Genomic DNA, 19,299 nt, shown 5'->3' with positions numbered 1-19,299 from the left:
AATTTGGCAGCGAAATTGAGCGCCGCCCCCTATTTGCTCGTCGCCATTTGCTGTTTTGATGGCCTAATCTGATTGCGAAGATTGGCGTGGTCCCGAGCCATGGAGCAAGTTTCATCAGCGATGCAACTCGCAGACCGTCCGTTTCTATAATCGTCATCCCATCTCATGCGAAATCATCCTTACGAGACTACGCGCAAGCCGTGGCCATCTCGACGGCTTACGTCCTGAAGAGCTATTTCCCCATGACCAAGATCATTATGGCGGCCTCGCCGCTACAGATGAATTGGCGCGAGGAGCGCAGGTTAGCAATGGATCGCGCGTACCCGATTTCTGTGCGGGACTTGGCGGCAGCCGAGAGCGAGCAGGTTATGTCAGCTTTTAGGAAACCACGAAGCTAATCTTGACGACCGACTTTTAGGCGCAAAGCAGCCGGCCATTCCCGTTTGACCAACCGCAGGCGAAGGCGATTCAAGAGGCCGAGCCTCACATTGCCGAACGCGGCCTCGCGCTAGCCCCCAACGTCGGCTCCGTATTCACCTCCAGCGCCTCTTCCGCGTCATCCTCGTCGCCAAGCACCTCGCTGTTCACCCCCAGCGGCCGCCCTATCCAGATCGGGTCGACCAGATGAGGCCGCCATGGTTCAGCATCAGCCATGGAACCAGCGAAGCGAAAATCTCGTTGGCGAACGAGACCTGGTACATGGCCTGCTGATGCGGACCGACCGGCTCGTCGCGCCAGTTGCCTAGACGCACGCGGAAACGTTCGCCGATGCGCTGGCGCAACCATTCGGCATGCTGCCGCTCAGACTGCCCCGCGTAGTAGATATGGGCGTGATAGCTGGCGATCTCCGCGATCGGCCTTGGATCGAGCGGCTTTGGACTAGCTTTCTCGTTCACCTCGATGCTCCCCTTCGATGATGCAGCGCCCGGCTCGCTTTGATCTAACGCAATTCCGGACGGAAAACCGTTTCACACTTTTCCTGGAATTGCGAGGCGGCTCAAATCTTTTGGCTGGCGAGGCGCTCAAGCGCATCGACGATCAGGTCACAGAATTTCGGATGGTCAAGTTTCATCGCCACGGTGTGGCGGAAGTCGGTCTGCTCGCTCGCCGTGCCGCCGAAATGGTGCATGCCACCCATCTTCTCGAAATTGCAGACCGTCATCCCCTTGGTCCAGCGGCCGGTAATTTCGACGCGGATATCGGCCTTCTCGGTGGTGAAGACGGTCGGGTCGATCATGGCCGCTACGCAGCATGCGTCGTGGACGGCGGGATACGCGATCTGCAGCAGGCCGCCATGCGTGGTCGCGATGAACTCCCAGATATCGAGGACGAACCTGGCTATCGGGCCGCCCACGGTGCGCACCCTGTTCTGCAGTTCCGGGGTGGCCTGCGCCTGGTGCGTGAGGTCTAGTCCCACCATGGTGACGTCCCAATCGGCACGGAACACGACGTCGGCGGCCTCCGGGTCGGCATAGACGTTGAACTCCGCCGCTGGCGTGATGTTGCCGCGCGTGTAGGCTCCGCCCATCGCGACGACCCGCTTCACCCGCTCGATGATGCGCGGTTCCTTGCGCGCGGCAAGCGCGATGTTGGTGTAGGGACCGACGGGTACCAGCGTGACGGTTTTCGGCTCGTGCGCCATGACCGTGTCGATGATGAAGTCGACGGCATGCCGCTTGTCGAGGTCGAACGAGGCCGGCGGCAGCACCGGGCCGTCGAGCCCGGTTTCGCCATGGATCTCGACGGCCAGCACCTGATCGATGATGAGCGGGCCGGGAGAGCCCTTCGCGACCGGCACCTTGATGCCATAGGCCGTGCATACGGCCAGCGCATTGCGCGTGGTGTTCTCGACATTGTGGTTGCCCGAAACCGTGGTGAGGCCGAGAAGGTCGATGTTCGGGTTGCCGGCCGCAAGCAGGATGGCGATGGCATCGTCGTGCCCCGGATCGCAGTCCAGGATGATCTTTTCCATGGATAGCGCCTTTCTGTGCGGCCTGGGTCAGTGGCGATTACAGACTGCGGCGGCTGGAACCGTCAAGGTTTTGCCATGCCGTTTGAGTGCCGCATTGCGGACGCCGGCGCTGCCCCCGCTCCGTCTCGGCGAAGCCGACAACCGTCTCACGACCCTAGTCACCCACGCGCGCCAGCGTGCCGAGATGATTGCCGTCGAGAAACTCTATCGTCACGGCCGACGCCTTGCCGTCGGGGCCGAGGACAAAGCTGACGGCGGACGGCGCGTCCGGCGTCTCGGCGTCCGGATACGTCAGGAACATGTCGCGGTCGAAATGCTCCAGCGAATACGACCGGGCGCCGCCCGGCCCGACCTTGAGCACAAGGCCGTCTCCCTCACTCGACACAACCGCATCGCCGATGAAGTCATTGAAATAACGGCCCTTATAGACGCCGGCTGGTCCGGCCGGACTTGCCGGAGACGGCGGCCTGGCATAGGTGGCCTTGGCGGCGGCGACAGCCGGGCCGAATAGGCCCTCATAGGTGTCGTCCCATGCCTTGACCCAGTCCTTGTCGACTTTTCCGTCGAAGGCCATATCGGCGAAGCTGTCGGACAGCCCTTCCGGCACCCCCGTCGAAAAGGCGTTGGCGACGATCACGATGCCAAGCTTCTCCTCCGGGAAGAGCGTCACCAGGGTGCGTGCGCCGACGCTGAAGGCGCCGGCATGACCCCAGCTCAGACCATGCCGGCCGAATTCGACATTCCAGCCGAGGCCGTAGAAGGACTCGCCGCCTGAGACGGGGTTCTTGCCGCGCGCCATCAGCGGAACATGCGTCTGGTCCAGCGCGTCGGCTTTAATGAGTGTCTCGCCCGCATAGACCCCATTTCCGAGTACGAGGCGCACCCATTGCGAGAGATCGCGTGCCGTGGAACTGACTCCGCCCGCGGGCGCCTGCGCATCCGGATCGCGCTTTATCTTCGCCGCCCAGACGCCATCGACCTTGACGTGGAGCGCGGCGCCATTGGCGTGCTTGAGGAAATCCGCATAACGGGAGCTGGTCGACGCCATTCCAAGCGGACGGTAGAGCTTCTCCTCGGCGATCTCCTCCCAAGGCTTGCCCGTCGGCTTCGCGGCCGCGACGGCACCCTCGGTCAGTCCGAAATTGCTGTAGGAATAGCCGGCGCGAAAGCTCGACGATGGCGGCACGAAGCGCAGTCGATGCAGGATCTCGGCGCGGTCGTAGCCGATGCTCTCGAGGTCGTCTCCGGCAGTGCCGGGAAGTCCGCTGCGGTGCGAAAACAGGTCGCGAACCGTGAGTTCGCCAGTCGGACAGGGCTCGGACAGCCGGAAGGCCGGATCGAGATCGGCGATTTTCGTGTCCCAGGAAACAATCTCGTCGCTGACCAGTGCCGCCACGATCGTTGCTGAGACCGGCTTGGAGAGCGAGGCGATCTGGAACACCGTGTCGGCATCGACGGCCTCCGGTTTGCCGGCCTCGCGATGTCCGAAACCCTTGAGGAAGACCACCTTGTCGTCATGGACGACCCCGATGGCGAGACCAGGCACCCCGCCATCCGCGACGATGCCTTCAGCGAGTGCCTCGAGCTTCGACAGCGCTGCCGCGATCCGGTCAGGCGTAATGGTGTCGGCCGACGCCGCATGCGGCGAAAGCACCATGACGGCGATGAAGGCCCGCATCCCCCAACGGCGGAAATTCCGACCCAGCCCCATGCTCGAGCTCCCCTCTATCCCCTGCAAGCACTGGTCATACTACAGGCCGACGCAGGGAAGGCCAACTCTCGCCTGCGGTAGAGCGAAGTGCGCTGTGCGACGCCAAGCGGCCATCCCTGGGAGCCAGCCGGTCAACGGTATCGAACCGACCACCGCTCAGTGGCGACGACTGTCATGAAGAACCCGATCGACAACAGCGATGAGAGCACGATGGCGGCGTAGAGCCGGTCGGACTGATAGTTGAAGGTCGCCTGGATGATCAGCGCGCCGAGACCTTTGTCGGAGCCGATCCATTCGCCAACGATTGCGCCGATCACCGCGGTCGCCGAGGCGATCCGCAACGAGGCGAAAAGCATTGGCAGCGCGCGCGGCAGGCGCAGGCGCCAGAATATTTCCCAGCGCGTCGCCGACAGCACGCGGAACAGCTCGTGCTCGCTGGGGCTCGCCGATTCCAGCCCCCGGATCATGTTGATGAGCGTTGGGAAGAAACAGATCACTGCAGCGATCACGATCTTGGGCAGCATGCCGAGGCCAAAGATGAGGATGACGACCGGCGCCAGCGCAAGCACCGGGATCGTATTGAAGAACAGCACGACCGGAAAATAGGCTGCCTGAAGCGTACGGCTGTGCACGAAGACGATCGCCAGCAGCACTGCGGCGAGGTTGCCGAGGACGAAGCCGGAGAGCGCCTCGATGGCCGTCGGCCAGAGGTTCGACAGGAGAAGCGATCCGTTCCTGGCAAACACGCCCGCTATCGCGGTCGGCGTCGGAACGATGTATGCCGGCACGCCGGCAAGCGGCAGCAGGAATTGCCATGCGAGAATGAGCGAGCCGGCGCCAAGGATCGGCAGCACGGTCTGTGCGAACGGCGAAAGTGCGCCGCGGTTCACGAGGCCGCCCCAAGGGCGGAGCGCATCCTGGCCATCGCCGCGACGATTGCCGGATCCTCGCGCGAGCATCTGTTGTCCGGCCCCTTCAGCGGACGAAGGTCGTGGTCGGCGACGATCCGCCCGGGATGGGCCGCAAGCACGATTACGCGCTGCCCGAGATAGACGGCTTCGGCAACGGAATGCGTGACGAACAGCACGGTCGTTCCGGTCCGCCGCCAAAGGTTCAGCAGTTCGTCGTTGAGGCGATCGCGGGTGATCTCGTCAAGAGCGCCAAAAGGTTCGTCCATCAGAAGCAGACGTGGCTCGCCAAGCAGCGCCCGGGCGATCGCCAGCCTTTGGCGCTGTCCGCCGGAAAGCTGATGCGGCAGGCGCTCACCGAGCGCCGACAGGCCGACGAGTTCGAGCAGCTCGTCGGCTCGGTCGTCTATCATGCGCGACAGGCTGCGGCGGCCCACCTGGATCGGCAGCCGCACATTCTCGCGCGCAGTGCGCCACGGCAAAAGGGTCGAGTCCTGGAAGACGAAGCCCACGCCGCGGCCGGAGCGCACCGCCGACGGCGTTTCGCCCATCACGCGTATCGTGCCCGCGAGTGGCGCCAGCAGATCGGCGACAACCCGCAGAAACGTCGACTTTCCGCACCCCGAAGGCCCGAGGATCGACAGGAACGTCCCGGCCTCGACTGTCAGTTCGAGACCGGAGATCACCGTCACGGGCGAGTGCCGGCCGGGATAGCCGACGTCGAGCCCGGAGGTTTCGATGGCCGGCGCGGCCATCAAGACGCAGGCGCGCCGAGCTTCGGCCGTTCAGCCGCACTGAGTTCGAGAATCTCAGTCGTATAGACGTCCTCGGCCTTCGGCCTGCCGTTCGGATACTGGCCAATCTGGTCAAGCAGCGCGATCTGGCTCTCGATCGAGGCAGGATCGAAGGTGCCCCATCCATCTTTTTTCGTGTTGTCGTCGAACGACAGTTTCAGCACCAGGGGGATCGTCTTCTTTTCCCAGCCTGCGTCGATCTCGGGATAGGCAGCGACGAGCTTGTCGACCGCCTGTTCGGGATTGGCGTGGACCCAGCCCCACCCCTTGGCAACCGCGCCGATGAATTTCGCCAGGGTCTCGGAATCGGATTCGATGGCGCTGTCGGTCGCGAAGTAGACGTCGGCATAGGACGCCAGGCCCAGCTCCGACAACAGAAGATCGATGCGATCATCGCCGACGACGCTGAGCGCCTGCGTGTTGGTGATCCAGCCGCCGATCGCATCGACGTCGCCACGAACGAGTGGGGCCTTGTCGAACCCGACATTGACGATGGTGACCTCGGAAGGGTCGATCTTGTTCTTCGCGAGCATCGCGTCGATGGCGAAGCGCGCGGTCGGCTGCGTGCCGATCCGCATGCCCTTCAGATCCGCCACCGACCGGATCGGCTTCGCCGGTTTCGACGTCAGCGCATAAGGCCCGGTGCGATAGCCGCAGGCGATGATCTTTATCGGAACGCCGCTCGCCCGCGCGGCATAGAGTTGAGGCGATTCGGAAAATTGGCCGAGCTGAGCGGCACCGGACACCACCGGCGGCACGGTGGCGGCGTTCGGTCCGCCGGGGCTGAACTCGACTTCGAGCCCGGCCTCTTTGAAGTAGCCATTGGCGACGGCTGCGACGTCGCCGATCTGGCCATTCGACATCAGCCAGTCATACTGGACGACGAGCTTGGCGGCTGCCGAGGCGCTGGCGCCAAACAGCTGAAGTCCCGGCCCGAAAGCCGCCAGGCCGGCGGCGCCGGCCTTCAGGATCGATCTGCGATTCCACTGCGATGTGTTCCCACTCATCTTCTTGCTCCTTTGTTGGACTTGTTTGCATGCGGCGCGGCCCTTCTGCGAGGCCGTCGCGATCGGATCACACTTGCGTGTCGTGATAGTCGCCCGGTCCCGCGCCGGTCCAGGCGTAGAGCTCCCACAGTGTCCCATCCGGGTCGTGGAAGTAGGCGCAGCGCGCGTTCCAGACATAGTCGCCGGGCGGCCCGACGAACGGCACTCCCTTGTCCGACAGTTCGGCATAGAGCCGGTCGACCTCGCCGGCGCTTTCGAGTTCCATGGCGATACATGCCTTGTGCGCCTGCTTCGGTGAGCGGACATTCGAGACGCCGCAGTGGCGATTGATGTGATCCAGTTCCCATGCGGCGAGCGTCACACGCTCGGAATAAAAATCGACAAAGCCCTCGGCCCGGCGTCTGATCCGGTAGCCGAGCTTCTGCGTGTAGAAGTCGATGGTGCGATCGATATCCTCGACAAGCAGGCAGATATCGGTGATTGCCTTGGTCTGGCCGAGCGACATGGTCATTTGCCTCGATTGATCGCGGTGAGTTCGACCCCTACGCGCGATGCCGCACCATCGATGTGCCGGCGCATCGCCTCGCCGGCAGCCTGCGGATCATGCGCGGCGAGCGCGTCGTAGATTCGCACGTGCTCGGCGACGTTGACCTCGACCAGGTCGTGGAGCGGATTGGTGAGGCGGGCATAATGGATCGACTGGCGGATCTGCTCGCAGACGAAGGAAATGAAGGTGTAGATGTAGCTGTTGCCGGTGGCCCGGGCGATCGCCCGATGGAAAAGCAGATCGGCCTCGATGCTGCCATCCTCCCAGCGCTCCTCGCCACCCATGCGGTCCAGCGCAGCTTTGATTGCGGCAAGATCATCGGATGCGCAGCGCGCTGCGGCCAGGGTGGCGGATTCGGTCTCCAGAATGCTGCGCAGCTCGAACAGCTGCTCCATGTTGCGCTGGTCTTTCAGCGCTTCGCGGTCGATCCGGATGGCTGTCCGCTGTTCCGGCGCCATGACGAATGCGCCCACGCCCTGACGCGCCTCGATCATGCCATCGGCGCGAAGCTGCGCGATCGCTTCCCTGACAACATTGCGGCTGACGCCGAATTTGTCGGCGAGCTGGCTTTCGGTGGGAAGCCGGGCTCCCGGGATGATGTCGCCGCCCTCGATCTCGCGGCTCAGATGCGAGGCGACGCGATGCGGAAGCGCCTCCACGCTGCCTATGATGGATGAACGCTGCTTCATGCGGCTTTCCCCCTACAAATCGCCCGGATCAGGCATGAGACATGTCGGGTTGAACAGGCCTGCCGGATCGAAAGCTGCTTTGATCGCGGTATGAAGCTGCCGCTCGCGCTGCGACAGGCCGGCCCAGAACACGTGACTGCGGCTGCGACCGACGCCATGCTCGGCACTGAACGAGCCGCCGAGCGCGCCGACCAGTTCATAGAGTCGGGTCAAAACCGCCTGACCTACGATCCTCGCTTCGCCGGGGTCGCAATCGATGGGAGGCAGCACGTTGAAATGGATGTTGCCGTCGCCAGCGTGGCCATAGGTCAGGGATGTCCAGCCTGGCCACTCGCGCACGATGCACGCGCGTGCTTGCTCGATCAGCTTCGGCACCTGGCTGAGGCGAACCGAGAGGTCGGTGCGGACATGAAAGCCGCGCCGCGCCTGCCCCTCGACCAGGCCCTCACGGATGGCCCAGAATGTGGCGGCCTGGGAGCGGCTTTGCGCGACGACGCCGTCCTTGATCAGGTCGCCCTCAAGGGCGCGCGCCAGCATCGTTTCAAGAAGTCCGCCGGCATCTATCCCTGGCCCACAGGCGAGTTCGACGATCGCATGAACCGGACATGCCTGCGTCAACGGCGAGCGCAGCTTCGGATCGATGAGGTGGGCCAGCGGCAGGCACTCCTCGCCGATGACCTCAAACGCGCTGAGAAGGTCGGAGCAGAGATGCCTCGCCATCCGGAACAGTTCGCACGCCTGGTGGAAGCTGCCCAATCCGACATAGGCAGTCTCGACCTGCGTCGGCCGGGGCGAGAGCCTTACTTCGACGCCCGTGACGACCCCGAGCGTTCCTTCCGAGCCGATCATCAATTGCTTCAGGCTGTAGCCGCGATTGTCCTTGCGCAGCCCATTCATGCCGTTCGACAGTGTGCCGTCCGGCAGGACCGTCTCAAGCCCGAGCACCAGGTCACGCGTCATGCCGTAGCGCAGCACATTGATGCCGCCGGCATTGGTCGCGACATTGCCGCCGATCGTGCACGATCCCTGCGCCCCAAGCGCGAGAGGGAAGGTCATGCCGGATGCTTCAGCGGCGTCCTTGACGTCCTGCAGCACGGCACCGGCGTCGGCTTGCAGCGTGAAGTCGAGCGGATCGACGCAGCGTATCCGGTTGAGACGCTCAAGCGACAGCACGGCGTAGTCCGAATTGTCCGGAATGGCGCCGCCGGCGAGTCCGGTATTGCCGCCTTGGACGACGATGGCGACACCGCTTTGCGAGCACCATCTCACAAACGCCTGGACATCTTCTACGGATCCTGGACGCACGATGAAGCGGGCACTTCCGCGCCTGTCGCGGCTCCAATCGATGAGGTAGCGCTCTGCCAGCGGCGACTGTCCGTCTATCAGCGCGTCAGCCGCCAACTGCGCAGGCAGCTCAGCAATTGCGCCAGAAGTTTCGCGTTGAAGAGATGGATGAACCGTTATCATGGTCCGATCATACGGTCATCCTACAACTTGGCAAGTCCATTCTCTCGGTTGCCGTGATCACTTCGGCGCCGAACTCCGCGGCCCACCCCGCAATCCACGCCCGCGCCTGAACTGTTCCCCTTTATAGCCGGCCGGAGCCGATGCTTAATATGGTCGCGTGGAATTGAAGCCGGCGCAGTTACGATCTGCTCCAGGGTCCACCTTCCCCCCTCTAACAATGGATGCCGGCCTCCTTCGAATAAGTATTGTGTCGAATACCTTTCGCTGATTAGCTGTCTTGCATAAGTCCGGGACAAGATTGGCAAATGTTGTCCGGGGAGGACCGCGATGCCGGTGCTTGAGGTTCGCCACGTTTCCAAGAATTTCGGGGCCATCCAGGCCCTGACTGACGTCAGCTTCCAGGTGGAGCGAGGCGAAGTCGTGGGTCTAATGGGAGACAACGGCGCCGGCAAGTCCACCGTGGTCAAGACCGTGGCTGGGAATTTCCCGCCGAGCGACGGCGAAATTGTCGTGGACGGCGAGGTTTGCCATTTCCATAAACCCGTCCAGGCCCGCGCCAAGGGGATCGAAGTCGTTTATCAAGATCTGGCGCTCGCCGATAATCTGACGGCGGCGCAGAACGTCTTCCTGGGCCGCGAGATCAAGAAGGGCTTCTGGCCAATCAGGGTGCTTGACAAGCAGGCGATGATCGACCGCTCGGCAGCGCTGTTCAAGGAACTCAAATCGGAAACCAGGCCGCGGGATCTGGTCAAGAAGATGTCCGGTGGGCAGCGCCAGGCGGTAGCCATCGCCCGGACCCGGCTTTCAAACGCCAAGCTGGTGTTGATGGACGAGCCGACCGCCGCCATCTCCGTACGCCAGGTGGCCGAAGTGCTCGAATTGATTCGGCGCCTCAAGGCGCAAGGCGTCGGCGTCATGCTGATCAGCCACCGCATGCCTGACGTTTTTGCCGTCGCGGACCGCATCATCGTGCTCAGGCGAGGTTCGAAGGTTGCCGACAAGGACACCGGCAACACATCGCCCGAGGAAATCACTGGACTGATAACGGGGGCCATCCGTGGCGAATAGTGTTCAGGAATCGGCCGGGAATGCCGGCCAGCCGGCCATGTCGGACTTCGTCCCGACCAAGGAAAAGACAGCTTTCCAACGCGTGATTTCAAGTCAGCCCTTCTGGGTGACGATCGCGCTGATCGCGCTCGTCATTTTGATGACGGCGATGGAGCCGAGCTTCGGCACCTCCGAAAACGTTGCCAATGTGACGCGCAATTTGGCACCTTTCGGCATCATGGCCCTCGGCATGACGGTTGTGATCATCACCGGTGGCATCGATCTGTCGGTCGGCTCGATCATGGGCCTCGTGGTCATCGTCGCCGGCCTGTTCCTCACTTGGCATTATCCCTGGTATGTCGCCTTCGCCATGGGCCTTTCCTCCGGTCTGGCCTGCGGCGCGGTCAATGGATTCTTTGTCGCCTACGTCGGAATGCCGTCCTTTGTGGTCACCCTCGGCATGTTATCCGTCGCGCGGTCGCTGGCGGTGGTGTTCTCGGCCAACCAGATGCTTTACCAGTTCGGGCCCGATGCTCCGATCGTGAAGGCGATCGGTCAGGCGAAATGGCCGCGGCACGGACCCGAGGACTGGGCACCGCACTGGATACCGGAACTGTCGTCGCAGTTCTGGACCATGGTGATCCTGGCGCTGATTGTCGGCTTCGTGTTCAATTTCACTGCCTGGGCCCGGCATCTGTTCGCCATCGGCGGCAATGAGGAGGCGGCACGGCTCACCGGCGTTCCGGTCGACTGGATTAAATTCCAGGTCTACCTTTTCTCGGCCTTCACCGCCTCGGTCGCCTCGCTCCTGCTCCTCGGCTACAACGGCTCGGCCATCAATGCGATGGGCCAAGGCTATGAGCTGCGCGTCATTGCGGCGACAGTCATTGGCGGCGCCAGCCTCATGGGCGGCGCCGGCACGGCCTTCGGTGCGATCATCGGTTCGGCGTTCCTCGAGGTGATCAGGAATGCGCTGCTGATGGCCGGCATCGATTCAAACTGGCAGGGTGCCTTCGTCGGCGCCTTCATCGTTCTTGCGGTTCTTTTGGGCATGCAAACCGGCGGCAAATCGATCCTCGCCGCGTCGCTGGCAGCCTTGATGCCCAAAAAAAGCCGCTAGAAACCCGCCGGCGGGAGGCCTGCGGGACATCACACCAAGGAGGAGAACATCACATGAAAAAACATCTGCTGACGGCGGCCGTCACGCTTGGCGCAATGGTGCTCGCCGTTTCCGGTGCCGAGGCGAAATACACCTTCGCCCTGGTGCCGAAGAACATGAACAATCCTTTCTTCGATCAGGCACGCGACGGCTGCAAGAAGGCCGAAGCCGAATCGAATGGTGCCTTGGAGTGCATGTATATCGGCCCCGGCGAGCATGGCGGCGGCGACGAGCAGGTACAGATCGTGCAGGATCTCGTGGCCAAGAAGGTGGACGGCATCGCCGTGTCGCCATCGAACGCCGCGGCGATGGCGGTTGCGCTGCAGGCCGCCAAGGACGCGGGCATCCCGGTCCTCACCTGGGACTCCGACCTCCTGCCCGAGAACAAGGATCTGCGCGTCGCCTATATCGGCACGCACAATTATGAGATCGGCACGAACCTCGCCAAGCTTGCAATGCAGATCAAGCCCAAAGGCGGCACGATCTGTATCCAGTCGGGTGGCGCGGCGGCGGCCAACCACAATGAGCGCATGCAAGGCATTCGCGACACGCTCTCGGGGACCAAATCGGCTGCCTCACCCGGCGACCGTCTGACCGGACAGAACGGCTGGACCGAAATCGATGGCTGCCCGCTCTACACCGACGATGACTTCCCGCGCTCGGTGCAGCAGTTCGAGGACATCATGGCGAAAAACCCGAACCTCGACGCGTTCATCCCAACCGGCGGCTTCCCGCAGTTCATCCCCGATGCCAACCGCGCCGCGGTCGGACCGCACAAGGACAAGATCGCCTCGAAGACCTTGGCGCTGGTCGTCGCCGACACGCTTCCCGTGCAGATCGACCAGATGAAGGAAGGTTTCTCGCTTGGCCAGGTCGGCCAGCGGCCGTTCGAAATGGGCTACAAGACGATGATGGCACTGAAGGACATGAAGGACGGCAAGGCTCCGCCGGCCGACCCGACCTACACCGGCCTTGACATTTGCACTCCGGAGACAGCGGATACCTGCATCGCCAAATAGCGCTATTGGGCGGGAGGAAACTCCCGCCCTTTTCCTAGGGGATCTCAATGTCGGAATTATTCTCGCTCAACGGCCGTGTCGCGCTGGTCACGGGTGCTTCGCGTGGTCTCGGCTTCGCCATGGCCAAGGCACTTGCGAAAAACGGCGCGACGGTGATCGTCAATGCCCGCGATCCGGCCGCCCTCGCCGCAGCGGCCGAAAGGATCGGGGCCGAAGCGCTGCCATTCGATGTCACCGACGCAGCGATCTCAAGGGCGTCGCTGGAAGGAATCGTCGAACGCCACGGCCGCCTCGATATTCTGGTCAACAACGCCGGCATCCAGCATCGAAGTCCGTTGGTCGAATGGCAGGACGAGGATTTCGACCATGTGATTGCCGTCAACCTCTCGGCCTGCTTCCGCATGATGCGCGACGCGGTGCGCCTGATGCTGCCAAACAAATTCGGGCGCATAATAAACACCGGATCGGTTGCAGCGATACTTGGCCGTCCCACCATTCACGCCTATGTGGCGGCAAAGGCGGGGCTGCACGGGCTGACACGCTCCACGGCCGCCGAGCTGGGCCGTCACGGCATCACCGTCAACGCGATCGCCCCCGGCTATTTCGCTACCGAGCTCAATACCGCGCTTATGAGCGACGAGGCCTTCACCAAATGGGTCGAGACACGAACCCCGGCGGGCCGCTGGGCCCAGCCTGAGGAGCTCGGCGGAGCCGTGGTGTTTCTCGCCTCTGACGCTGCCGCCTACGTCAACGGACATGTATTGGCCGTTGACGGTGGGCTATCGGTTTCCCTGTGACCGGCAAATTGCTTTCAGGAAATTTCAACCGGCGACACCGTGCCGGCAGGGCGTGCCTGCTAGCCGCCTGAAATGACGACTTGCTGCATGCGCTGCTGGCCTGGTCCCCTGCGCGGACGCAGACGCCACACGATTGGACGACGCGCCGTATTGCAGCCGCCGACTTTCGACTCGCAACGGGTTATTTCGACGTCTGGCAGCATCGATGCTTGATGCCGCCAATATTTCATTCCACACACCCGGTCACGATGACGGACGGGATACGGGATCAGCGCCGGGTATTCAGGTGGGCCTTGCCTACCTCCGCGGTCCTGCATTTGCTCGCCGCCGCGCTTCTTTTGTCCGCACTGCCGGTGTCGCCCCCGCAGCCGCAGAAGGAGCAGGCCATCGGGGTGGACCTGGTGCCGCCGCCCAAGCCATCGGAGAAAGCCAAACCTCCGCCTCCTGCGAAACCGCCCAAGCCCGAAGAGCCGCCCGAAGCAAAGGTCGAGATGCCACCGCCGGCGCATCCTGAAGCCGGCCCTCAGAGGCCAGTCTTCCAATTCGGTGAGAAAGACGCCGGTCCTCGCAAGTCTCTGGACGGCAACAGCGCGGAGGATGATTCGGAACAACTGCCGGCGCCGCAAGATCCCAATAAACAGGATCTTGCGCAGCCACCTGCCGTGACAGCGGCAGACGGCAAAGACCCAACTCCGCCGCCTGGCGCATTCGCGCCGCCTAAGCCGAAGCCAGCGGACGTCGCCAAAGTGCAAAATCCCATGAAGCTTCAGCAAGCCAAGAAATTGTTCTCGCAAACAGCAACCGGTGATCCAATCGCGACAACCGCCATGAGAAATGTGCCGCGCCCCGATCGGATCGGTCAGCTCTGCTTCTGGGAAGTGCGCGAACAGTTGCGCCATGCCTCGCCCCCCTACTTTCCCGACGTCTTGCGTCCCTTCAGGTTGAAGGCCGGCAATATCATGCAAGTCTCCAGGACCGAGTTCCGCGCCGGCGGGCAGTGGTACGCTCTGAGCTTTCGTTGCGAGGTCGATCCGGATGCGACGAAAGTCGTGTCGTTCGCCTTCCGTGTCGGAGATCCAGTGCCAGCGCCGCGGACTGCCCGCCAAATAGGTAGCCCAGACTGATCGAGGCCGGCTCGCCGGCCGCATCAAATCCACGACGCCGGCGAAGTCTTCGCGTCCCGGCACGCGTCGAGGTGGCTTTCGCCAGCGGCCGCCCAAGGTGGGACGAATGCTCGCCCGTCTTGGCAATCGCAGTGTCGAGGTTTAGCTTATGCTAAGGGAGGGTTCGATGGCTTCAAGTTTCAACGTTCACCACGCGGCCGGCTATGAGCAGCTCATGGGCCGCTGGAGCCAAAAGCTGGCACCGCTGTTCATCGACTTCGCGGGACTTGCCGATGGCGAAAAGATCCTCGACGTCGGCTGCGGCACCGGCAGCCTGACCTTCGCGCTCGTCAAGGCCGCTGACCTCCGTGAGGTCGCCGCGATCGACTTTTCGGCCGTTTTCGTCGAGGAGGCAATCCGGCGCAACGCCGATCCGCGGATAAAAATCCGCCAGGCCGATGCCTGCGCCCTGCCCTTTGAGGGCGGCGCGTTCGACCGCGCCCTAGCCCTGCTCGTGCTCCATTTCGTGCCCGAAGCAGGCAAGGCAGTCGCCGAGATGCGTCGCGTCGTGCGGCCGGGCGGCGTGGTCGCGGCGACAGTATGGGACCATCTCGGCGGCATGCCGGGGATGCGCATGATGATCGACACGGTCGCAGTGCTCGGCGAGAGCGGACGCCAGTTGCGCGCCCGCTATTGCACCCAGCCGATGATGCAGCCGGGCGAAATGCAACGGACCTTTGTCGAACAGGGTCTCCGGGACGTTACGGAAACGCAGCTGATGATCCGCATGGACTACCAAAACTTCGACGATTACTGGGCGCCGATTGCCGCCGGCGAAGGGCCGCTCGGCAAGTATGTTGCCACGCTCGATCCAGAAGAGCGGGCGCGCACCGACGCCGCCATGCGCGACGCCTATGAGGCCGGCCGGCCCGACGGCCCGAGGTCCTTTGCCAATGTCGCCTGGGCCTGCCGCGGTGTCGTTGCCTGACGTTGGCGCTAATGCATGTTGCGCAAAAGTGTGCAGCGATTTTGCGATAACGACATGCATAAAGCGCGTCGCATGAGGCCGATCGAACGCAACGCGCTTTAGCCAATCCCATAGACCAGCCCGACGCGGCCGTCAGACAACTGCTCTACCTTGCGCAGTTCGAGCCCACGACGCTTTTGCGTCGCCCCAAACAGCGCCTTTCCTTCACCGGCAAGCAGCGGATAGACGATCAGCCTGAGTTCATCGACCAGCCCGGCATCGATCAGGCTCGCAGTCATTCCCGCACCGCCCATGAGATAGATGTCCTTGCCGGGCTGCTGCTTGAGGGCTGCAATGTCTTCGAGGCTCCGCAGGAAGCGCGTCTTTGGCCAAAGCGCCGAAGTCATTGTGTTCGACAGCACATAATGCGGGGTCTGTTCGGCAAAGCGGGCCCATTCGAGCTCCGCCGGCATCGGCAATTTGCCGGTCATCGGCAGTGGCTTATCCGGCTCATTCTGGATCGCGCTCCAGTACTGCTCGTAGCCGGCATACATGACGCTCCCGAGCAGGCAGGCATCGATTTGCGGCGTCAGCCCATACTCCTCCGACCACGCGTCGACCCAATCCGCGTATCCCTCGGGTCCCTCCATCTTGCCGTCGACGGATATCTTCATTCCAGTGATCAATTTACGCATGACTTCCTCCATCAGGCTTGCGGGATGCAAGCACGTTTCATCGTTGCTGGTGTGCGAACCTCCATGGGCGGATGCCGGTGGAAGCTGGGCAGTGACTTCAGTGGGTGGACGATGCGATCGTGTCAGGCCGGCAGGCGGCGGTCGTATTCTTCGCGCAGGCGGCCCCAGCCGTCCCAGAACGAGGTCGGTGTCTTACCCGCCAGGCGGGCGGCCAGCAGGTCGAGGTGCATGTGCCAGCCGGCGGTGATGTTGAGCTGGATTGCACGTTCCGGCAGCCGCCGATGGACGATGGTGAGCAGCACATCGCTACCCTTCGCCTCCAGCAAGAAGGAAACGCCGCCGGTGTTTCCCCAGGTGATGGCGAGATTGTAAGGCGGATCGAGCTCGGTGATCCGGCCCTCCATCCGATGCTCTTCGGGAAAGCCTGCAGGGCGCTGGCCGGGCGGGTCGGTCAGCTCGTCGTTACGCCAGACGAACTCGAACGATGTGCCGGCCTTCATTTCCATCTGGCCCGCGGCCATCCACTGCCGACGCAGGTCACTCTCGGTGAGATAGGCCCAGACCCGCTCGATGGGGCCGGGCAAAAGCCGCTGGATGGTGAACGTGGCGGGCTCGGTCAGCTCGCCATAGGCTTCGATGTTTTTCATCTGGTTCATTGGTCGTCTCCTTCTTTTGAGTTGGGCGATTTCCTGGAATCATCCTGGGCTTTTCGTGCGTCCTCCTCGCGAAGGAGGCGTTCGAGAACGTCGAGACGGTTGGTCCAGAAGCGCTCGTAGAAGCCCAGCCATTGATGGGCGCTGGCCAGCGGTCCGGGTTCGAGGCGGCAAAGATGCGTGCGGCCCCTCACCTCTCGATGAATAAGCCCTGCATTCTCCAGCGCCTTGATGTGCTTGGAGGCGGCGGCGAGTGACATGGCGAAGGGTTCCGCCAACTGGCTCACCGTTCGCTCGCCGCCGGCGAGATCGCGAAGCATGCGCCGGCGGGTGGCGTCGCCAAGCGCGTGAAAGACCGAGTCCATTTGGGGTGTCTCTGATTCAACCATGTAGTTGAATATAGAGTCCCGCTTTCTAATTGTCAACCGATTGGTTGAATGATTTCGGAAGGGAGCTCCACAGGCGGCCTGCGGCGATCGAGGACATTCGGCCAGTGCAAGACCACGGACATGGTCACTGTGGCGGAAGCGGAACCTTCACTTGCCTTGGAAGAAAGTATCAATCGAGTCTTCCAGCTTTTCTATGAGTTGTGGGTTATGGCAGCTTCCAGCCCAGATCAGGGCGTTCAGTCTCATATCCTTGTTTAGAAAGTTCATTTTCCGAGAATCAAGCAGGTATCCCGCGACCTCGTAGTGCCGTCCCTTGATAGCCTCGATAAGCGCGTTGTTTCTTCCGGTCTTGTCACTCAGATTCACGTCGGCGCCATTCTCGACAAGCAACTTAACGACATCCAGATGCCCGTTCTTTGCTGCCTCAATAAGGGCCGTTCTGCCGTAGTAGTCGGCTCGTGCATTGATCTCTATTTCGGGATGTTTCACGAGAGCTAAAATGGATGCGTAGTGGCCCTTGGCCGAAGCAAGGCTCAAAGGCGTGCTCTTCCAGTTGTTTCTGGAATTCACATCGATTGCTGGGTGTTCGATCAACGCCTCGACCGCCGCGGTGCGGGCGTTGAGGGCTGCCAGATGAAGGGCTGACCAGCCGCCGCCGTCCGCCTCGTTGATATTGGCGCCGGCGGCCAATTCCGCTCGAACGGCCTCTGCATCGCCCCCTTCTGCCGCGAGCAGCAGATTCGACCAACCTCTCGCCTCTTCGGCTTCCAAGCTCTCGGCCAATGCAGTCTCCTCCCCGAATGCTCGCGCAGGATAGCATTGTTCCGGTTCGGCCGACATCCATCGAATGACCGACCCGCTCGAACTTGAAGCCAGGCCGCTGATCTAGGCGGAGCTGGCCGATATCCTCCGGCAGCGGGGGCCGATAGAGACGAACAGTAAGCGCGCACTCTATCGAGACATTGCCGGCACTTGCGAAAGCCGTTATCTAAAAGGTGAGAAGCAACATGCGAATTGGACGTCGGCGATTTCTTGTCCTGTCGCTCGGAGCGGCTGCCTTCGGCAAAGCACAAGCCTCCGAGCCGCTCTGGCCAGCCCTGCGATCCGGAGAAGCCATTGCCGTGCTGCGCCATGCCGCAGCCCCAGGCTCCGGCGATCCGCCCGGCTTCAGGCTCGGTGATTGCAGGACCCAGCGGAACCTGTCGAAAGAAGGTCGTGCGCAGTCTCGCGCAATCGGCGATTTGTTCCGTGCGAATGGCATCTCGTCGGCAGCCGTCTATTCGAGCCAGTGGTGTCGTTGCCTTGACACCGCTCGCCTGCTCGGGATCGGCGAAATTGTGCCTCTTGATCTGCTCAATTCATTCTTTGGCGACAGTTCGGCCGGCGAGGAGCGCACCGCTGCCCTTCTGGCCTGGCTTCGCGGGCAGCGTTTCGGCGGACCTGCCGTTCTTGTCACGCATCAGGTCAACATCACCGGTTTGACCGGCGAAGTGCCGGATAGCGGCGAAACGATCATCGTCCGTATTCATGAAGCTGACCCCGTGCAGGTCATCGGGCATCTTGCCGCGCCGGCTTGAGCATCAGGGTCTTCGATCCCATCTCGTGCAGCATCGCTTCAGCCGTGGAACAACCACGTGCGAGGAGAGATCAAAGGGAGTGATGGAATGGCTATCGATTTCAATCACACAATACTGCCGGCCCGCAACAGCGAGGCATCGGCAAAGTTCCTGGCGGAAATACTTGGCCTTCCAGCCCCGAGGCGCTGGGGACCTTTCCAGATGGTCACGACCGAAAACGGTGCCAACCTCGACTACATGGATACCGACGGCGAAATCAGGCCGCAGCATTACGCCTTCCTGGTCAGCGAAATCGAGTTCGACGAGATCTTCGGTAGGATTCGTGAACGGGATCTCCCGTACTGGGCTGACCCTGGCCGGACGCAGCTGGGCGAGATCAATCACCACGACGGCGGTCGCGGCGTTTATTTCGAGGACCCGAACGGTCATCTTCTCGAGATCATTACCCGTCAATACGGCAGCGGCGGATGGAACCCGTGATCGCTCGGTGACGTGCCGATGCAGAAGGACCTGAGCATGCCTGAACAGATTACCGCACGACGGCTCAGCCAGATCGGCCTTGGCGTGTGGCAAGTCGATCCGGCCATCACGGCCAAGATTGTGAGTTGGGGGATCGAGGCCGGTTACAGATTTGATCGACACCGGCTGCCGGAACGAGGAAGGCTTCGGGCAGGCGATCCGCACGCGATCCAGAAGTCCTTGAACACCAGCATCGCGGCCTTCCCGAGCATGATCCGCATTCGGCTGAGGGTTCGGACGATTTCGGACATCGCCATGCTCAGGCCTTTGTAATCGATA

General features: G+C 62.4%; 21 protein-coding genes and 1 pseudogene. 9 read left to right on the top strand and 13 right to left on the bottom strand.

Annotation, left to right across the window (positions count from 1 at the left end; genetic code table 11):
• Nucleotides 1–483 precede the first annotated feature (483 nt).
• The 9 genes and pseudogenes from EN807_RS14410 to EN807_RS14370 all read right to left on the bottom strand — a co-directional run bounded on the left by EN807_RS14410 (nt 484) and on the right by EN807_RS14370 (nt 9,029).
• Nucleotides 484–896 (bottom strand): annotated as a pseudogene (locus EN807_RS14410) (DOPA 4,5-dioxygenase family protein).
• A gap of 101 nt (nt 897–997) precedes the next feature.
• On the bottom strand, nt 998–1,972 hold the full coding sequence (locus EN807_RS14405; RefSeq protein WP_135935388.1) for a nucleoside hydrolase: 975 nt from the start codon (nt 1,970–1,972) through the stop codon (nt 998–1,000).
• 154 nt (nt 1,973–2,126) lie between these two features.
• A complete protein-coding gene (locus tag EN807_RS14400; RefSeq protein WP_135935387.1) occupies nt 2,127–3,683 on the bottom strand; it encodes a serine hydrolase in 1,557 nt (518 codons plus the stop codon).
• Between the two features lie 131 nt (nt 3,684–3,814).
• Entirely contained in the window at nt 3,815–4,573 is a 759-nt protein-coding gene (locus EN807_RS14395) for an ABC transporter permease (RefSeq protein ID WP_246684096.1), read from the bottom strand.
• Nucleotides 4,570–5,349: an ABC transporter ATP-binding protein gene (locus tag EN807_RS14390; RefSeq protein ID WP_135935385.1), complete on the bottom strand. Its 780-nt coding sequence runs from the start codon at nt 5,347–5,349 to the stop codon at nt 4,570–4,572. Before EN807_RS14390 ends, EN807_RS14395 begins: the two co-directional genes overlap by 4 nt.
• On the bottom strand, nt 5,346–6,392 hold the full coding sequence (locus EN807_RS14385) for an ABC transporter substrate-binding protein (RefSeq protein WP_127315084.1): 1,047 nt from the start codon (nt 6,390–6,392) through the stop codon (nt 5,346–5,348). The genes EN807_RS14390 and EN807_RS14385 overlap by 4 nt, the downstream gene beginning before the upstream one ends.
• Nucleotides 6,393–6,459: 67 nt before the next feature.
• On the bottom strand, nt 6,460–6,903 hold the full coding sequence (locus tag EN807_RS14380) for a VOC family protein (protein ID WP_135935384.1): 444 nt from the start codon (nt 6,901–6,903) through the stop codon (nt 6,460–6,462).
• Nucleotides 6,900–7,628 (bottom strand): FadR/GntR family transcriptional regulator, encoded by a 729-nt coding sequence (locus EN807_RS14375; protein ID WP_135935383.1) that lies wholly within the window; start codon nt 7,626–7,628, stop codon nt 6,900–6,902. The genes EN807_RS14380 and EN807_RS14375 overlap by 4 nt, the downstream gene beginning before the upstream one ends.
• 12 nt (nt 7,629–7,640) lie before the next feature.
• A complete protein-coding gene (locus EN807_RS14370) occupies nt 7,641–9,029 on the bottom strand; it encodes an FAD-binding oxidoreductase (RefSeq protein ID WP_246684095.1) in 1,389 nt (462 codons plus the stop codon).
• Between the two features lie 393 nt (nt 9,030–9,422).
• On the opposite strand from EN807_RS14370, the gene EN807_RS14365 reads away from it, so the two are divergent.
• The 6 genes from EN807_RS14365 (at nt 9,423) to EN807_RS14340 (ending at nt 15,208) form a co-directional block, all read left to right on the top strand.
• On the top strand, nt 9,423–10,163 hold the full coding sequence (locus EN807_RS14365) for an ATP-binding cassette domain-containing protein (RefSeq protein ID WP_065007836.1): 741 nt from the start codon (nt 9,423–9,425) through the stop codon (nt 10,161–10,163).
• Between the two features lie 37 nt (nt 10,164–10,200).
• On the top strand, nt 10,201–11,262 hold the full coding sequence (locus tag EN807_RS14360; protein WP_135935880.1) for an ABC transporter permease: 1,062 nt from the start codon (nt 10,201–10,203) through the stop codon (nt 11,260–11,262).
• Between the two features lie 53 nt (nt 11,263–11,315).
• Complete coding sequence (locus tag EN807_RS14355) at nt 11,316–12,320, top strand: sugar-binding protein (RefSeq protein ID WP_135935381.1); 1,005 nt, start codon at nt 11,316–11,318, stop codon at nt 12,318–12,320.
• Nucleotides 12,321–12,367: 47 nt separating this feature from the next.
• Nucleotides 12,368–13,117, top strand: coding sequence for a glucose 1-dehydrogenase (locus tag EN807_RS14350; protein ID WP_135935380.1), 750 nt, complete (start codon nt 12,368–12,370; stop codon nt 13,115–13,117).
• An 80-nt stretch (nt 13,118–13,197) separates the two neighbouring features.
• Nucleotides 13,198–14,241 carry a DUF930 domain-containing protein gene (locus EN807_RS14345; RefSeq protein WP_246684094.1) on the top strand — a complete coding sequence of 348 codons (1,044 nt, stop codon included), beginning with the start codon at nt 13,198–13,200 and terminating at the stop codon, nt 14,239–14,241.
• Between the two features lie 166 nt (nt 14,242–14,407).
• Entirely contained in the window at nt 14,408–15,208 is an 801-nt protein-coding gene (locus EN807_RS14340) for a class I SAM-dependent methyltransferase (protein WP_135935379.1), read from the top strand.
• Nucleotides 15,209–15,306: 98 nt separating this feature from the next.
• On the opposite strand, the gene EN807_RS14335 is transcribed toward EN807_RS14340, so the two are convergent.
• The 4 genes from EN807_RS14335 to EN807_RS14320 all read right to left on the bottom strand — a co-directional run bounded on the left by EN807_RS14335 (nt 15,307) and on the right by EN807_RS14320 (nt 17,707).
• Nucleotides 15,307–15,882, bottom strand: a complete 576-nt coding sequence (locus tag EN807_RS14335; protein ID WP_135935378.1) for a dihydrofolate reductase family protein — start codon at nt 15,880–15,882, stop codon at nt 15,307–15,309.
• A 122-nt stretch (nt 15,883–16,004) separates the two neighbouring features.
• The gene (locus EN807_RS14330) at nt 16,005–16,538 is read right to left on the bottom strand and encodes an SRPBCC family protein (RefSeq protein ID WP_135935377.1); all 534 of its coding nucleotides are present in this window, start codon (nt 16,536–16,538) and stop codon (nt 16,005–16,007) included.
• Nucleotides 16,535–16,924, bottom strand: coding sequence for a metalloregulator ArsR/SmtB family transcription factor (locus tag EN807_RS14325; protein WP_135935376.1), 390 nt, complete (start codon nt 16,922–16,924; stop codon nt 16,535–16,537). Before EN807_RS14325 ends, EN807_RS14330 begins: the two co-directional genes overlap by 4 nt.
• 147 nt (nt 16,925–17,071) lie before the next feature.
• Nucleotides 17,072–17,707, bottom strand: a complete 636-nt coding sequence (locus tag EN807_RS14320) for an ankyrin repeat domain-containing protein (RefSeq protein ID WP_135935375.1) — start codon at nt 17,705–17,707, stop codon at nt 17,072–17,074.
• 338 nt (nt 17,708–18,045) lie between these two features.
• On the opposite strand from EN807_RS14320, the gene EN807_RS14315 reads away from it, so the two are divergent.
• From EN807_RS14315 to EN807_RS36525, 3 genes are all read left to right on the top strand, one after another.
• Nucleotides 18,046–18,501 carry a histidine phosphatase family protein gene (locus EN807_RS14315; RefSeq protein ID WP_246684093.1) on the top strand — a complete coding sequence of 152 codons (456 nt, stop codon included), beginning with the start codon at nt 18,046–18,048 and terminating at the stop codon, nt 18,499–18,501.
• Between the two features lie 87 nt (nt 18,502–18,588).
• On the top strand, nt 18,589–18,981 hold the full coding sequence (locus EN807_RS14310; RefSeq protein WP_127315150.1) for a VOC family protein: 393 nt from the start codon (nt 18,589–18,591) through the stop codon (nt 18,979–18,981).
• Between the two features lie 18 nt (nt 18,982–18,999).
• On the top strand, nt 19,000–19,293 hold the full coding sequence (locus tag EN807_RS36525) for a hypothetical protein (RefSeq protein WP_065009024.1): 294 nt from the start codon (nt 19,000–19,002) through the stop codon (nt 19,291–19,293).
• Nucleotides 19,294–19,299: the final 6 nt, after the last annotated feature.

The sequence above is a fragment of the Mesorhizobium sp. M5C.F.Ca.ET.164.01.1.1 genome (genome assembly GCF_004792125.1).
In the GTDB taxonomy this organism is placed as follows: Bacteria; Pseudomonadota; Alphaproteobacteria; order Rhizobiales; family Rhizobiaceae; genus Mesorhizobium; species Mesorhizobium wenxiniae.
This window is presented reverse-complemented; position numbering and strand designations above follow the sequence as displayed.

Bases quoted from the DNA above. Each gene is read 5' to 3' on its own strand.
- EN807_RS14405 (WP_135935388.1), bottom strand. From the start codon at position 1,972: ATGGAAAAGATCATCCTGGACTGCGATCCGGGGCACGACGATGCCATC.
- EN807_RS14400 (WP_135935387.1), bottom strand. From the start codon at position 3,683: ATGGGGCTGGGTCGGAATTTCCGCCGTTGGGGGATGCGGGCCTTCATC.
- EN807_RS14385 (WP_127315084.1), bottom strand. From the start codon at position 6,392: ATGAGTGGGAACACATCGCAGTGGAATCGCAGATCGATCCTGAAGGCC.
- EN807_RS14380 (WP_135935384.1), bottom strand. From the start codon at position 6,903: ATGACCATGTCGCTCGGCCAGACCAAGGCAATCACCGATATCTGCCTG.
- EN807_RS14375 (WP_135935383.1), bottom strand. From the start codon at position 7,628: ATGAAGCAGCGTTCATCCATCATAGGCAGCGTGGAGGCGCTTCCGCAT.
- EN807_RS14365 (WP_065007836.1), top strand. From the start codon at position 9,423: ATGCCGGTGCTTGAGGTTCGCCACGTTTCCAAGAATTTCGGGGCCATC.
- EN807_RS14360 (WP_135935880.1), top strand. From the start codon at position 10,201: ATGTCGGACTTCGTCCCGACCAAGGAAAAGACAGCTTTCCAACGCGTG.
- EN807_RS14355 (WP_135935381.1), top strand. From the start codon at position 11,316: ATGAAAAAACATCTGCTGACGGCGGCCGTCACGCTTGGCGCAATGGTG.
- EN807_RS14350 (WP_135935380.1), top strand. From the start codon at position 12,368: ATGTCGGAATTATTCTCGCTCAACGGCCGTGTCGCGCTGGTCACGGGT.
- EN807_RS14340 (WP_135935379.1), top strand. From the start codon at position 14,408: ATGGCTTCAAGTTTCAACGTTCACCACGCGGCCGGCTATGAGCAGCTC.
- EN807_RS14335 (WP_135935378.1), bottom strand. From the start codon at position 15,882: ATGCGTAAATTGATCACTGGAATGAAGATATCCGTCGACGGCAAGATG.
- EN807_RS14330 (WP_135935377.1), bottom strand. From the start codon at position 16,538: ATGAACCAGATGAAAAACATCGAAGCCTATGGCGAGCTGACCGAGCCC.
- EN807_RS14325 (WP_135935376.1), bottom strand. From the start codon at position 16,924: ATGGTTGAATCAGAGACACCCCAAATGGACTCGGTCTTTCACGCGCTT.
- EN807_RS14310 (WP_127315150.1), top strand. From the start codon at position 18,589: ATGGCTATCGATTTCAATCACACAATACTGCCGGCCCGCAACAGCGAG.
- EN807_RS36525 (WP_065009024.1), top strand. From the start codon at position 19,000: ATGCAGAAGGACCTGAGCATGCCTGAACAGATTACCGCACGACGGCTC.